This is a genomic window from Sphingobium sp. Leaf26 (assembly GCF_001421665.1).
Lineage (GTDB): Bacteria > Pseudomonadota > Alphaproteobacteria > Sphingomonadales > Sphingomonadaceae > Sphingobium.
In genome coordinates, this window is sequence record NZ_LMKV01000001.1 from 737557 (window position 1) to 750837 (window position 13281).

Annotated in this window: 14 protein-coding genes and 1 tRNA gene; 7 read left to right on the top strand and 8 right to left on the bottom strand. The window is 63.3% G+C overall.

Annotated features, from left to right (window positions below):
* The first annotated feature begins 28 nt into the window (after positions 1-28).
* Complete coding sequence (locus tag ASE85_RS03635; protein ID WP_056683539.1) at positions 29-367, top strand: ArsR/SmtB family transcription factor; 339 nt, start codon at positions 29-31, stop codon at positions 365-367.
* A 186-nt stretch (positions 368-553) separates the two neighbouring features.
* Here ASE85_RS03635 and ASE85_RS03640 read toward each other — a convergent pair whose 3' ends face one another.
* Complete coding sequence (locus tag ASE85_RS03640; protein ID WP_443018473.1) at positions 554-1009, bottom strand: hypothetical protein; 456 nt, start codon at positions 1007-1009, stop codon at positions 554-556.
* 135 nt (positions 1010-1144) lie between these two features.
* Here ASE85_RS03640 and betI point away from each other — a divergent pair, with 135 nt between their 5' ends.
* From betI to ahpF, 3 genes are all read left to right on the top strand, one after another.
* The gene (betI, locus tag ASE85_RS03645; protein WP_056684336.1) at positions 1145-1819 is read left to right on the top strand and encodes a transcriptional regulator BetI; all 675 of its coding nucleotides are present in this window, start codon (positions 1145-1147) and stop codon (positions 1817-1819) included.
* 120 nt (positions 1820-1939) lie between these two features.
* Complete coding sequence (gene ahpC, locus ASE85_RS03650) at positions 1940-2503, top strand: alkyl hydroperoxide reductase subunit C (RefSeq protein ID WP_056683545.1); 564 nt, start codon at positions 1940-1942, stop codon at positions 2501-2503.
* Between the two features lie 180 nt (positions 2504-2683).
* Complete coding sequence (gene ahpF / locus ASE85_RS03655; protein WP_056683547.1) at positions 2684-4264, top strand: alkyl hydroperoxide reductase subunit F; 1581 nt, start codon at positions 2684-2686, stop codon at positions 4262-4264.
* Positions 4265-4295: 31 nt separating this feature from the next.
* Here the strand turns inward: ahpF and ASE85_RS03660 are convergent, their stop codons facing one another.
* A complete protein-coding gene (locus ASE85_RS03660) occupies positions 4296-5603 on the bottom strand; it encodes an MFS transporter (protein WP_056683550.1) in 1308 nt (435 codons plus the stop codon).
* Positions 5604-5887: 284 nt separating this feature from the next.
* Here ASE85_RS03660 and ASE85_RS03665 point away from each other — a divergent pair, with 284 nt between their 5' ends.
* Positions 5888-6193: a hypothetical protein gene (locus ASE85_RS03665; protein WP_056683553.1), complete on the top strand. Its 306-nt coding sequence runs from the start codon at positions 5888-5890 to the stop codon at positions 6191-6193.
* 181 nt (positions 6194-6374) lie between these two features.
* Here the strand turns inward: ASE85_RS03665 and ASE85_RS03670 are convergent, their stop codons facing one another.
* From ASE85_RS03670 to ASE85_RS03680, 3 genes are all read right to left on the bottom strand, one after another.
* Entirely contained in the window at positions 6375-6806 is a 432-nt protein-coding gene (locus tag ASE85_RS03670) for a hypothetical protein (protein ID WP_056683556.1), read from the bottom strand.
* A 232-nt stretch (positions 6807-7038) separates the two neighbouring features.
* Entirely contained in the window at positions 7039-7305 is a 267-nt protein-coding gene (locus ASE85_RS24330) for a YrhB domain-containing protein (RefSeq protein ID WP_082462632.1), read from the bottom strand.
* A 132-nt stretch (positions 7306-7437) separates the two neighbouring features.
* The gene (locus tag ASE85_RS03680; RefSeq protein WP_082462633.1) at positions 7438-8130 is read right to left on the bottom strand and encodes a L,D-transpeptidase family protein; all 693 of its coding nucleotides are present in this window, start codon (positions 8128-8130) and stop codon (positions 7438-7440) included.
* A 212-nt stretch (positions 8131-8342) separates the two neighbouring features.
* Here ASE85_RS03680 and ilvD point away from each other — a divergent pair, with 212 nt between their 5' ends.
* On the top strand, positions 8343-10193 hold the full coding sequence (gene ilvD, locus ASE85_RS03685) for a dihydroxy-acid dehydratase (protein WP_056683562.1): 1851 nt from the start codon (positions 8343-8345) through the stop codon (positions 10191-10193).
* A 122-nt stretch (positions 10194-10315) separates the two neighbouring features.
* Here ilvD and ASE85_RS03690 read toward each other — a convergent pair whose 3' ends face one another.
* The 3 genes from ASE85_RS03690 to ASE85_RS03700 all read right to left on the bottom strand — a co-directional run bounded on the left by ASE85_RS03690 (position 10316) and on the right by ASE85_RS03700 (position 11584).
* Positions 10316-10936: a spermidine synthase gene (locus tag ASE85_RS03690; protein ID WP_235523180.1), complete on the bottom strand. Its 621-nt coding sequence runs from the start codon at positions 10934-10936 to the stop codon at positions 10316-10318.
* A 119-nt stretch (positions 10937-11055) separates the two neighbouring features.
* Positions 11056-11373 carry a DUF6481 family protein gene (locus ASE85_RS03695; RefSeq protein WP_056683568.1) on the bottom strand — a complete coding sequence of 106 codons (318 nt, stop codon included), beginning with the start codon at positions 11371-11373 and terminating at the stop codon, positions 11056-11058.
* 135 nt (positions 11374-11508) lie between these two features.
* Positions 11509-11584: transfer RNA gene (locus tag ASE85_RS03700), tRNA-Thr, on the bottom strand.
* Positions 11585-11776: 192 nt separating this feature from the next.
* Between ASE85_RS03700 and ASE85_RS03705 the strand changes: the two genes are divergently transcribed.
* A complete protein-coding gene (locus ASE85_RS03705; protein WP_056683571.1) occupies positions 11777-13090 on the top strand; it encodes a PAS domain-containing protein in 1314 nt (437 codons plus the stop codon).
* The last annotated feature ends 191 nt before the right edge of the window (positions 13091-13281 follow it).

Here is a 13281-nt window from a genome sequence, read left to right on the forward strand (position 1 = left end):
TTCATAACCATGTGATTATGAATTGACGATGATAAGTGATTCACGAAACGCCGATCGCGACGCCGCCACCGATGCCCTGTTCAAGGCCCTGTCCGACGGCACCCGCCGCGCCCTGCTGGAAACCCTGGTGCGGGAAGGCGAGCAGAATGTGCAGGCGTTGACGCAGGTGTCGGGCGTATCGCAGCCGATGGTGTCCCGCCACCTTGCCAAGCTCAAACGTGCCGGCCTTGTGACCGCGCGCCGGGCTGGCCGCGAAACATGGTATGCGGCGCGGGTGAAGGGTCTTGGCCCCGTCATCCAGTGGATGGCGATTCATGGGGCGTTGTGGTCACAGCGCTTTTCGGCGCTGGAGGGGTTGGGCGGGTGATTGGCGCGGGGCGGAAGGTTCTGGACCATAGCTGCCCGCTCTCTTTTAAGGAGCGCGGGGGTGGGCACGCCGCGCAGCGGCGCTCAACGGTCGATGGGTGGCAGGCTCGCCCTGCTCGCACCCACCCCAACCCCTCCCTTGAAAGGGAGGGGCTTTATGGCAGGGAACCGGCCAAGCCCTCACCCCTTAGCGGCAATAGCCCTCCTGCCCCGTCACCACGATCAGGCAGTCGCTCTTGCCGGCCAGATATTTGAACCCCGTCTCGTCGCCATTGCCGGGCCGGATTGCCAGATCCTTGCCATCGCGCACGAAGCGGATCGTGCTGCCTTCGGCGACGCCCGGATAGTCGCCCTGTCGGTCCAGATTATCCTTGTTGGTCAGGGCGTAATGGCCCGGCTTGCCATCGGGCGATGGCTGGATGTCCAGGAACAGCCCTTCCGGCCCGGTCCATTTGCCGACCCAGTCGTCGGTCGGCAGGCGCGCGTCGGCGATCTGGTTGTTGGTCGGCGCGGCGTCGCTCTCGTCGAACGTCTCGACCGACGCGACATTGGCGGCGTTGTTAGCGACCGCTTCGTTATCAGGGCCTTTGGCGCAACCGGCCAGCAGCACGGGCAACAACAAAAGCGGGGAAAGGGCGCGCATCATCCGTCAGTCTCCTTCTTGTCCCGACCACAACCACCGGACGTCCCGATATGATCCCTCCGGCGTGGACCTGGACAGAGACGCTCTCTTGCCAGCCGCCCCGTCCGCGCGCAAAGACCATGCGGGGGAATGACGATGACTGACCGATCTGGAGAGCGCACCGGTGGACCGCGCGCCGCTACGGCAAAGCCCAGGGCGCGCTTCGTGCGCGAGGCGGCCGATGTACGACGGCAGGCGCTGATCGAGGCGACCGCCCGCTGCCTCGCCGAAAAGGGCGTAGGTGGCACCTCGGTCCGCGCCATCTGTGCGCGGGCGGGGGTTTCCTCCGGTCTGCTGACCCATTATTTCGACGGCGTCGACGCGCTGATCCTGGCCACCTATGCCGATGTCGGCACCCGCGTGTCTGCCGCGCTGGACGCCGCGATCGAGGCAGCGGGCGACGATCCGCGCGACCGGTTGCGCGCCTGCCTCCGGGCCAATTTCCGCGAACCGATCCTCGACCCGGACCTGCTCGCCACCTGGATCGCCTTCTGGAGTCTGGTCAAATCCGACCCGGCGATCGCCGCCGTCCATGCCGAAGTCTATGGCGGCACCCGCGCGCAACTGGAGGCACTGTTGCAGGCGGCGGCCCCTGCCCTTTCTTCTTCGCAGACGCGGATAGCGGCAATCAGCCTGAGCGCACTGGTCGATGGCCTGTGGCTGGAACTGTGCCTTGATCGCTCCACCTTCTCGCCCGAAGAAGCGCAGGCGATGGTCGAGGACGCCATGTTGAAATTATTGCAGATTCAAGGCGGAACGGTCGATCAGTGAGACCGGCTGTAATCGCTTTTCTCACTTAACACATCCGAGAAAAGCAATTTCTCCCGAATCGACCGCATCCCTACATGGGTGTTCGCAATCGCAATATTCTCAACCAGGAAAAGGAAGCCCATGGCTCTCATCAACACCCCCCTGAAGCCCTTCGCGGCCACTGCCTACAAGCAAGGCAAGTTCGTCGACATCACCGACGCCGACGTCAAGGGCAAGTGGGCCGTCTTCTTCTTCTACCCGGCCGACTTCACCTTCGTCTGCCCGACCGAACTGGAAGACCTGGCCGACATCTACCCGACCCTCCAGGGCATGGGCGTGGAAGTCTATTCGGTGTCGACCGACACCCATTTCAGCCACAAGGCCTGGCACGACACCTCGCCGGCGATCGGCAAGATCAATTATTTCATGGTCGGCGACCAGAACCACGCGCTGGCCAACCAGTTCGACGTGCTGCGTGAAGGCGTTGGCCTGGCCGACCGTGGCACCTTCGTGCTCGATCCCGAAGGCGTGATCCAGCTCGTAGAAATCACCCCGGAGGGCGTGGGCCGCAATGCCGCCGAACTGCTGCGCAAGGTCAAGGCGCTCCAGTACTGGGCCAGCCATCCGGGCGAAGTCTGCCCCGCCAAGTGGGAAGAAGGCGAAGCCACGCTGGCCCCGTCGCTCGACCTGGTCGGCAAGATCTAAGCAAAGTCCTGCAAAGGCACCCGTCGGGCCTGGGTCGAGGCTTCTCTCCCCTCCCCGGCCCGGCGGGCTTATACCATCGACATTCATCGCTATCCCTGAACGCCGGACCTTCGGGTCGCACCATCCGGCGGCGGGATAGCCGCGCGCAAGGCCGCGCCAATCCTGACGGAGACGCACAAGATGTTGGACGCAAATCTCAAGGGCCAGTTGAAGGCCTATATGGCGAACATCACCCAGCCGATCGAGCTGGTGGCGTCGCTGGACGACGGCGCAAAATCGCGCGAAATGGGCGAATTGCTGAACGAAATCGCCGAACTGTCCGATAAGGTGTCGGTCGTGGACGGCTCCAATGCCCGCAAGCCCAGCTTCATGATCCGCCGCGTCGGCACCGATATCGGCGTGACCTTCGCCGGCCTGCCGATGGGGCATGAATTCACCTCGCTGGTGCTGGCCCTGCTCCAGGTCGGCGGCCATCCGTCGAAGGCCGCGCAGGATCTGATCCAGCAGGTCAAGGATCTGGACGGCGATTTCGCGTTCGAAACCTATTTCTCGCTGTCGTGCCAGAATTGCCCCGATGTGGTGCAGGCACTCAACCTGATGAGCGTGCTCAACCCCCGGATCAGCCATGTCGCGATCGACGGTGGCCTGTTCAAGGACGAGGTCGATGCGCGCAAGGTGATGGCCGTGCCGACCATCTTCCTGAACGGCGAACCCTTCGGGCAGGGCCGGATGGAGTTGGAACAGATCGTCGCGAAGATCGACAGCGGCGCAGAAGCGAAGGCGGCCGAGAAGATCAAGCGCCAGGACCCGTTCGAAGTGCTGGTGATCGGCGGCGGCCCCGCCGGGGCTGCGGCAGCCATCTATGCGGCGCGCAAGGGCATCCGCACCGGGGTCGCGGCGGAGCGGTTCGGCGGTCAGGTGCTCGACACGATGGATATCGAGAATTTCATATCGGTATCGCGCACCGAAGGGCCGAAGCTGGCCTCGGCGCTGGAGGCGCACGTCAAGGATTATGACGTCGAGATCATGAACCTGCAAAAGGCCGCGAAGCTGATCCCGGCCAAGACCGAGGGTGGCTATCATGAGGTCGTGCTGGAAAACGGCGCGTCGCTGAAAGGCCGTACGCTGATCCTCTCCACCGGCGCCCGCTGGCGGCAGATGGGCGTGCCGGGCGAAGAAGACTATCGCAACAAGGGCGTCGCCTATTGCCCGCATTGCGACGGTCCGCTGTTCAAGGGCAAGCGCGTGGCGGTGATCGGCGGCGGCAATAGCGGCGTCGAAGCGGCGATCGACCTGGCCGGCATCGTCGCCCATGTGACGCTGGTCGAATATGACAGCCAGTTGCGCGCCGACGCCGTGTTGCAGCGGAAACTCGCCAGCCTTCCCAACGTCAAGATCATCACATCGGCGCTCACCACCAAGGTGGACGGCAATGGCGAACGGGTGACGGGCCTGTCGTACAAGGACCGCAACCACGGCACCGAACATGATGTCGAACTGGAGGGGATTTTCGTCCAGATCGGCCTGGTGCCCAACACCGAATGGTTGAAGGACGCGATCGCCCTGTCGCCGCGCGGCGAGATCGAAATCGACGCGCGCGGCGAAACCAGCCAGCCGGGCATCTTCGCGGCGGGTGACTGCACGACGGTGCCCTATAAGCAGATCGTGATCGCCATGGGCGCGGGATCGACGGCGGCGCTCTCCGCCTTCGACTACCTCATTCGCCTGCCCGCCAGCGAAGAGGCAGCGCAGGCGGCGTAATCTGTTCCCCGGCGCAGGCCGGGGTCCAGGTCTATGACGGCCGATCCGGCGACGGGTCGGCCTTTTTGTTTTTGCGCGGCGCGGTTTCCGGCAGCGCGATCAGCACCGGCAGCACGCACAGCGCCACGATTGCGATCATCGCGCCCGGCGCGGCGGCCCAGCCGCTTGCCTGCACCAGATGATGCGCCAGCCATGGCGTCAATCCCCCGAACAGCGCCGTCGCGCTGGTCGCGCCGAAGGCCAGACCGCTCAGCCGCCCCTCTCCCGGAAATTGCTCGGCCGTGGCGACTGCGCCCACAGCGCTGACCGCGCCGCCGAGGCAGGCAAGCACCACCGCGCCCGCCAGCGCCAGCCCAAAGTCCCCACGCATCATCAGGAACAGCAGCATCGGCAGCACCACGCCCGCGATTGCCAGCGCGACCAGCACCGACCTGCGCCCGATCCGGTCTGTCAGCAAACCCGTCAGCGGCGTGACCATGATGACGGCCAGCGCCGCCAGCGTGGACAGCCATAGCGCGTCGGCCTCCCCGGTCGCACCCATGGCGGACAGGAAACTGGGTACATAGGTGATGCCGACATAATAGGTGATCGACCCCAGCGCGGAAATCGCGAACCCCCGGCCGATGGCTGCGCGATGATGGCGCAGGCTGTGGCGCAAGGGCGATTGCGGAATGGTCGCCTGCGCCTGCTGCCGCAGGAAATCGGGGGATTCCTGCATAGTGGAGCGCGCGAGCAGAATGATCCCGGCCAGCGCTGCACCCACCAGAAATGGGATGCGCCATCCCCATGTCGCCAGCGCGCCCTCATCCAGCGATGCCACCGTCAGCGCGGAGACGCCCGCCGCCAGCAGCGCGCCCACCTCGCTCGCCGCCGACGCGAGCGAGGTCACGAATCCCCGCCGTCCGGCCCGCGCACCCTCCAGCAGATAGGCGACCACGCCGGTATATTCGCCGCCGACGGAGAAGGCCATCAGGCAACGCAGCCCGATCATCATCCAGCCCGCCGCCGGACCGACCTGCGCATGGGTCGGCAGCAGCGCCGTCGCCAGCATCGCGGCGGTCATCATCCCCATCGACAATAGCATGGTCGGCCGTCGGCCGTAGCGATCCCCGATATGGCCGAAGACGATCGCCCCGACCGGCCGCATCAGATAGGCGATGGCAAACCCGGCCAGCGCATCCCCCAGCCCGACCGCACCACCACCGAAAAACACCCGCGACAGCACGGTCGCGAAATAGAGATAGAGGGTGAAGTCATACCATTCGACGATGGTGGAAAGCGCCGCGATCGCGAGAGAGCGCGTGGGCAACGGGGTGGCGGGCGTGGAATGGGCCTGCATGGATGCTCCTTCGCCTCGGTGCCGGACGCCCCCTTTCTGCCCGGTTCCCCGTCGCGATGGAAGAGACCTGCGATAAGCCGGATGCCGTCAGGGCGGCACTCGTCCCGATATGATCTCCAAACAGCGAAATGGTCGGGATGGGTGGATTTACGACGGTCGGCTTTGGGGGGATTACCGGCGATAGCTGACGCTGTGCGGAGAAAAATCGTTCGGCAACAATCGCCCCAGTAGCGGACATCCCATCCCGACGTTATCATGCATTTCATATCAGGTAAGGCGGGTCGATGACCGATGAATTTTGCGAATGTAGTCAGCACGGCGAGCAGCCAATTACATTCGTCTGTAAGCATATAACCGCAACCCCTCGACCCAATACAATCGGTTTCGTGAGCTACCTATCAGAAGGTGAAGACGACCTGCGCGATGCTTGGTGTGAAGAATGCGACGCATACCTTGACCAGCATGGCGGGCATTGGATCGAGGGCAGAGTAGAGGTGCCAGACGGCATCAATATTCTATGTGCCGAGTGCTACCGCCTGCGGGAGGAGGACGCCTTGCGGGAAGACCGACGCATGATCCGGCACGAATGATTTGCGGCGATTTTCCACCAGATTTCGTCATTCAGTCTTCGCCTTGCCATCGGCGGGAATGGCCGGTTTCAGCGATCCGCATGGTCTGACGGAATGACCTAGAATGGTCGCATGCGGCCGGGCTGCTTCCAGCCAAGGACTCGTCGCTTGCACGTCGCGCGGCAAGTGTAGCATGCATATATTATCTACCGCTAAGGCCTGCTTCTTCGATCTCACCAGCCATTAGCCGCGCTATCTCAAGTTGGAACGTCGCAAGGTTAGAATAGTTCGTTTGAAATGAAGTTTTGACACAATCAGTCGGGTTGTGTTGGTCGGCTATCTCAACGCGGACCGAAAGGTCTCCGCGTTTGTTGGCAGGCGCAATTTTTACTCCGAGAACCTGCTCATACGCGCCATTTTCGCTGTATCCCCATTGTTCGCAAATGGGAGCGTCGGGATCAATCGGATATGTCGAAAGCTTCTCGCCAAACTCTTTGACGTTTTGCCACTGGACCCAGAAACCTCCGGCACCTGAACGGTTTTCCGTGACCACTCTCATCTCAAGCCAACCGAAGTCGTCAAGAATCAGCCTGGGTGTGCCGTCATACCGGTATAGAAACGTCAAGGAAGCCATCTGACAGTTTTGGCCTGCAATTGACATGTTCGCAATCGTCGTTTTCGTCCGGTCCGCTTCCCTGCTCGAAACCGAACAAGCGGTTATCGCGCAGATCGCGCGCGAATCGGTCTACCGAACGGCGATCAGGGGTAGATTTGCGACAGTCCGGTATTGGAGAGATCAGCGCAGATGGCAGACGCTGCGCTGCAAAAATCGCTTGGCAGCAAACGCTCACTTGCGGACGTTCGACTTAGCGGTGCAATAAAACCTCGGGATCACGGTCGAGCGAGCCACCCTCTACGACGCGGCCATCATCATGGATGACAACGGGCCCCTGTCCTACGAGCATTGCGCCGACGTCACCCGTCGCGACAAATGCCTCGGATTGGTAGAAGAACGCCCAGCCTGCGGAGAGACGTCGTGCCTCATGCGGCACTCGCGCCAACGCCTCGCCTAATGCGGCTTGCTTGACACGTAGAAATCTGTCGAAGGCATCTGTCGCTGATCGTTCGTCCATATTGCCTGATAAGCGCACTAGCAGGCGGACGCTACCCACCAGATTTCGTCATTCAGCGTTCCACAGGTCAACTGAATGGGCAGCCAGTTTCAAGGGTTGTGATAATCTGGCGGAATGACCAAGATTGGTCGACTACCCCCGCACCATCCCGAAAATGCCGGGATCAATTTCCAGCATCGGCGCGTCGCCCCGCCCCGCATCGACGGGCGCTGGCGGCAGGGTGACGCTGCCACGCCCCGGCGCCGGGCCGAACGTCACCACCGTGCTGCCCGGATCGCTCAGCACCAGCGCGTCATATTGCAGCGCGGCGCTGAGCCGCGCCTGTGTCACTTCCACCAGCGTGCCGATCTTCGTCAGGGCGAACAGGTCGCGGGCGAAGGCGTAGGGCAGGCGGATGCAGCCATGGCTGGCAGGGTAGCCCGGATTATGCCCGGCATGCAGCGCGATCCCGTCCCAGGTCAGACGCTGCATATAGGGCATGGGCGCATTGCTGTAGAGGTTGGAGCGGTGCCATTGGCGCTTCTGCAATATCGGATAGTCGCCGGTCGGGGTTCGGTGTCCCTTCATGCCCGTGGATACGCTGGCCATGCCGATCAGCCGGTCGCCGCTATAGACATGGATCATCTGCTTTTCGATGCTGATGACCATGTAGATCGGCCCGCTCCATGGTCCCTGCCCCAGCCAGCGATAGCCGCCCGGCGCCAGCACACCCTCTTCCGCCGCGCGTGCAGGATCGGGCGCACCCGCCGTCGTCAGCAGCGACAGGCTCAGCAGGCTCGCCAGGGCAAGGGGACGCAGCAGGGAACGGGGCCGGACAGAAGGCATAATGCTTTCTTAACCATGATGATCGCGAGCGCCAGTCCACTATCGCCCGGCCCGCCCCGCCGGTCCCATCGCGGGACATGGATCGCCATGGTGACGCGCGCGGGGGCGCTCGCAACAAAATGATAGAAATGACGCAATAAAGGAATAAAATGTTTCACAGCCGCGTTCCAGTCTGTAGAGGGACCGCATCATAGTCTGAAGGATTTCGAGTCATGCCCGCCTATCGTTCCCGCACCACCACCCATGGCCGCAATATGGCGGGCGCGCGTGGCCTCTGGCGCGCGACGGGCATGAAGGATTCCGATTTCGGCAAGCCGATCATCGCGATCGCCAATAGTTTCACACAGTTCGTGCCGGGCCATGTTCACCTGAAGGATCTGGGCCAACTGGTCGCGCGCGAGATCGAGGCGGCGGGCGGCGTCGCCAAGGAATTCAACACCATCGCGGTCGATGACGGCATCGCCATGGGCCATGGCGGCATGCTCTATTCGCTGCCCAGCCGCGATCTGATCGCCGACAGCGTCGAATATATGGTCAACGCCCATTGCGCCGACGCGATCGTGTGCATCTCCAACTGCGACAAGATCACGCCCGGCATGTTGATGGCTGCCATGCGCCTCAACATCCCCGTCGTGTTCGTGTCGGGCGGGCCGATGGAAGCGGGCAAGGCGACCGTGCGCGGCAAGAAGGTCGCGCTCGACCTGGTCGATGCGATGGTCGTCGCCGCCGACGACAGCTATACCGATGAGGAAGTGCAGACGATCGAGCGCTCCGCCTGCCCCACCTGCGGCAGTTGTTCGGGCATGTTCACCGCCAATTCGATGAACTGCCTGACCGAGGCTTTGGGCCTGTCGTTGCCGGGCAACGGGTCGACGCTGGCCACCCACTCCGACCGCGAGCGGCTGTTCCGTGAGGCCGGGCATGTGATCGTCGACATCACCAAACGCTATTATGAGCAGGACGACGAGAGCGTCCTGCCGCGCAACATCGCGAATTTCGCCGCGTTCGAAAATGCGATGAGCCTGGATATCGCCATGGGCGGATCGTCCAACACGGTGCTGCATCTGCTCGCCGCCGCGTTCGAGGGCGGGATCGACTTCACCATGGCCGATATCGACCGGCTGTCGCGCCGCGTGCCGTGCCTGTGCAAGGTCGCGCCCGCCAAGAACGACGTGCATATGGAGGATGTCCACCGCGCGGGCGGCATCATGGCGATTTTGGGCGAACTGGAGCGGGGCGGGTTGATCGACGCATCGCTCCCGACCGTTCATGCGCCCACGATGGCGGCCGCGCTCGCCCGCTGGGATATCGGCCGCACCAATAGCGAGGAAGTGCGCAACTTCTATCGCGCGGCCCCCGGCGGCGTGCCGACCCAGACGGCGTTCAGCCAGTCGGAACGGTGGGAAGACCTCGACACCGACCGCGAACATGGCGTGATCCGTTCGGTCGAGCATGCCTTTTCCAAGGATGGCGGCATCGCCGTGCTCTCCGGCAATCTGGCGCCCGAAGGCTGCATCGTGAAGACCGCGGGCGTGGACGAGAGCATCCTCGTCTTCCACGGCACCGCGCGCGTCTATGAAAGCCAGGACGCGGCGGTCGCGGGCATCCTCGGCAATGAGGTGAAGGCGAACGACGTCGTCGTCATCCGCTATGAAGGGCCGAAAGGTGGCCCCGGTATGCAGGAAATGCTCTATCCGACCAGCTATCTGAAGTCGAAGGGGCTGGGCAAGGCCTGCGCGCTCATCACCGACGGGCGTTTTTCGGGCGGCACGTCGGGCCTGTCGATCGGCCATGTCTCGCCCGAAGCGGCCGAAGGCGGGCTGATCGCTCTGGTCCAGACCGGCGACCCGATCGTCATCGACATCCCGGCGCGCGTCATCAAGGTCGATCTGGACGACAGCATCCTGGACGCCCGCCGCGCCGAGATGGAAGCGCGCGGCGCCAGGGCGTGGAAGCCATTCGGCCGCAAGCGCGAAGTGTCCCCGGCCCTGCGCGCCTATGCCGCGATGACCACCAACGCCGCCAAGGGCGCGGTGCGCGACGTCAGCCAGATCGAGCGCTGACACACATTCGCCCGCCTGCTCTCCAGCAGGCGGGCGACCATTTCCAGCTACAGGAAGAATCCGCCTGTCGGGTGTCGACGTGATGCGCCTGCGGATCGCGCCGTCTGATCCGGACGTCCCGTTCAATGCCCCTTTCGTGCAAACCAGATATGGTGAAATTCATCCTTGCTGCCGGTGAAGGCAGGGACGCGCACCTCTTCGACCTCGAACCCGGCCTCCTCCAGCTTCACGCCGAAGTCCCCGTCCGGATAGGCCGACCAGATCGCCAATATTCCCCCGCATTTGAGTGCGGCATGGGCCGAGCGCAGGCCCCAGTTGCAATAGAGCCGCTCATTTTCCGGGCGGATCATGCCATCGGGACCATTGTCCACATCAAGCAGGATGGCATCGAACCGATCGGTCGAGGCGTCAATGATGTTATGGACGTCGCTGACATCGATGGTCAGGCGCGGATCGGACAAATGGTCGCGAAAGATATGCGCCAGCGGCCCCCTCGCCCAGGTCACGACCTTGGGCACCAGTTCGGCCACGATGATGGACGATCGCGCCGACCATGCCGCCAGCGCCGCCCCCAGGGTGAAGCCCATGCCCAGACCGCCGATCAGCACAACGCCATCGCGATGGCCCAGCCGTTGGCAGGTCAGCGCCGCCAGCGCCTCTTCCGACACATGATCGCAGCTACCCATCAGCTCTTCCGAGCCGAAATGGATGGAATAATCGCCATCGGACCGGAGCAGTTGCAACTGCCCGCCGCCGGGTATGTCTGCCGTATCGATGAGTTCTACAGGATCAAGGGATGATCGGGCGAAATTGCTAGCGAGTTGATCCAGAACCGATCCTTCACATCCGGTCGGAGAATGACCTATTTACGCGCCTTGCGCGCCGCATAACGGGCATCGCGTGCCGCCTTGCGTTCCGCTTCGGTCAGGACGGCAGGTTTGTTTGCCGCAGCCTTTTCCGCCTGTTCACGCTTGGCGACCTTGGCCGCTTCCCGCTCGCGCAGCACCGCCTCGCGCTTTTCCTGCGCCGCCGCTTCCTTGGCGAGGCTTCTGGCCAGCCGCTCGGCCTGTTCCGCTTCGCTCAACGGCGCCTTGGTGCGCAACTGCTCCAGTGCCTTCTTCCTTGCGTCCTGCGCCGCCGCAGTCCGATCCTGGAAGCCGGGTTCTTTATATCCGCGCATATCGTCCTTCTATACCCACTGCCCCGCGTCCGACCCACTGGATCAGCCCGAAGGCATATAAACCGGTCACCCCCCTCAGCCATCAGCCGAAAGACGCTTTCGCCAAGAATTTCGGGGATTGCCTATTGAAAGGGCTGGTGCCGCTTACAGGACTCGAACCTGTGACCCCCGCATTACGAATGCGATGCTCTACCAACTGAGCTAAAGCGGCGTAGGGGCGGGCAGATAACAGCGGTTGGGCGATTGGACAAGCCGGCATTTCACTTCACCGCTGCCTTTTTTCCACTTGCGTCCCGCTCGTCCCATGCCGGCCGATCCGCCCCATCCTGTTTACGCCAAATTTACCATCCCATGCCAGTGTCGAGTCCCGGAATAGTTTTTCAGCGCAAGGTAGGACGATCGAATGGACACGCTGCGGGGGCATGATGCCGCCAATGACGAGGACGATTTCGACTATGTCGGCGATGCGCAGATGGACGCGCCGCCCGCCGTCATATCCGATGAACGGCGCATGCAGGTGCGCGCCTATAATTATTGGGCGTCGCTGCTGGGCGACCGCACACTTCCGTCGATCGAGGATCTGGTCCCCGAGCAGTTGGAGGATTTCGGCCCACATTCGGTACTGCTCGACTTCAGCGTCGGCCTGGACAATCCCGCCATCGTCTATCTTGGTACCGCGCTGCGCACCGAGTGCGAGATCGAGGGCAAGATCGACTATATCAACGATGTGCCCGCCCGGTCGCTGCTGTCGCGCCTGACCGACCATTATCTGCAAATCATCGCCAACGCCGCGCCGATCGGCTTCGAAGCCGAGTTCGTCAACCAGCGCGGCGCGGAGATCATGTATCGCGGCATATTGATGCCCTTCTCTTCCGATGACGAGACGATCGACTTCGTGTTCGGCGTCATCAACTGGAAGGAACTGGCCAGCCGCAGCCTGACCGACGCGCTGGAATTGGAAGTGGACGAGGCGATGCGCAGCGCGCCCGCCGCGCGCGACGCCGCGCCGATCTGGGCCGACGGTCCCGCCGCCGACCAGAAGAGCAACAGCCTGGCCTTCGGCATCGAAGAGGATGAGGAGGAGGACGCGCTCGACCTGGCCGGGATGGAATGCCCGACCGAGGACGCGCCGCTTGCCGACTGGCTGGCGATCGCCCGCGACGGCGCCGCCCGCGTGCGGATCAGCGAGGCGCGCAGCCATGCCGCCCTCTATCGCGCCGTCAGCCTCTCCTATGATTTCGCGCAGGTTTCCCGCGTCCGACCGGACGACTATGCCGAACTGCTGCACGATTATGGCATCAAGGCGCAGGCCCGCAGTCCGATGACCGCCGTCATCAAACTGGTCTTCGGCGCGACCTACGACAAGACGCGCATCACCGAATATGCGACCGCGCTGGACCATGCGATGACCGCGGGCCTCAGTGTCGGATCGCTGGCGTCCTATCTTTCGGACTATGTCGGTGGCCTGAAAGCGCTGGTTCGCGACGAACGCGCGCAACGCCGGTCGCAGGCCCCGGCCAAGCCGGATCGCCGCCGGATCGCGCGCGACACGGTCAAGGCCGCCGCCGCGCTCGATCCGGTCGCCGTCGCCACCGATGCCGATGGCCTGGCCGTCGTCATCGCCCGGCGCGAGGCCGATGGCACGCTGGCGATCGTCGCCGCCCTGCCGGAGGATAGCGATCTCAACCAGCGGGTGATCAGCGCCGCCGCGCGCTGACACGGCATGTCCGTCCGTGACTGGCCGTAAAGACGTAAGAAAATAGGCCAATACAGCACGCATCCGCGCTCGACATGCCGTGCGGGCTGAACGATAGTCGTGCCGATCGACCGGCCCCGCCCCTGACACGCGGGCCATGTTGCGTTGCATCATATTATTTCAAGAATCAGAAATTTTATTTCTCGCCAAGG

Excerpts from the sequence above, each read along its gene's own strand:
- ASE85_RS03635 (WP_056683539.1), top strand. The coding sequence starts at position 29 with ATGATAAGTGATTCACGAAACGCCGATCGCGACGCCGCCACCGATGCC.
- ASE85_RS03640 (WP_443018473.1), bottom strand. The coding sequence starts at position 1,009 with ATGCGCGCCCTTTCCCCGCTTTTGTTGTTGCCCGTGCTGCTGGCCGGT.
- betI (WP_056684336.1), top strand. The coding sequence starts at position 1,145 with ATGACTGACCGATCTGGAGAGCGCACCGGTGGACCGCGCGCCGCTACG.
- ahpC (WP_056683545.1), top strand. The coding sequence starts at position 1,940 with ATGGCTCTCATCAACACCCCCCTGAAGCCCTTCGCGGCCACTGCCTAC.
- ahpF (WP_056683547.1), top strand. The coding sequence starts at position 2,684 with ATGTTGGACGCAAATCTCAAGGGCCAGTTGAAGGCCTATATGGCGAAC.
- ASE85_RS03660 (WP_056683550.1), bottom strand. The coding sequence starts at position 5,603 with ATGCAGGCCCATTCCACGCCCGCCACCCCGTTGCCCACGCGCTCTCTC.
- ASE85_RS03665 (WP_056683553.1), top strand. The coding sequence starts at position 5,888 with ATGACCGATGAATTTTGCGAATGTAGTCAGCACGGCGAGCAGCCAATT.
- ASE85_RS03670 (WP_056683556.1), bottom strand. The coding sequence starts at position 6,806 with ATGGCTTCCTTGACGTTTCTATACCGGTATGACGGCACACCCAGGCTG.
- ASE85_RS24330 (WP_082462632.1), bottom strand. The coding sequence starts at position 7,305 with ATGGACGAACGATCAGCGACAGATGCCTTCGACAGATTTCTACGTGTC.
- ASE85_RS03680 (WP_082462633.1), bottom strand. The coding sequence starts at position 8,130 with ATGCCTTCTGTCCGGCCCCGTTCCCTGCTGCGTCCCCTTGCCCTGGCG.
- ilvD (WP_056683562.1), top strand. The coding sequence starts at position 8,343 with ATGCCCGCCTATCGTTCCCGCACCACCACCCATGGCCGCAATATGGCG.
- ASE85_RS03695 (WP_056683568.1), bottom strand. The coding sequence starts at position 11,373 with ATGCGCGGATATAAAGAACCCGGCTTCCAGGATCGGACTGCGGCGGCG.
- ASE85_RS03705 (WP_056683571.1), top strand. The coding sequence starts at position 11,777 with ATGGACACGCTGCGGGGGCATGATGCCGCCAATGACGAGGACGATTTC.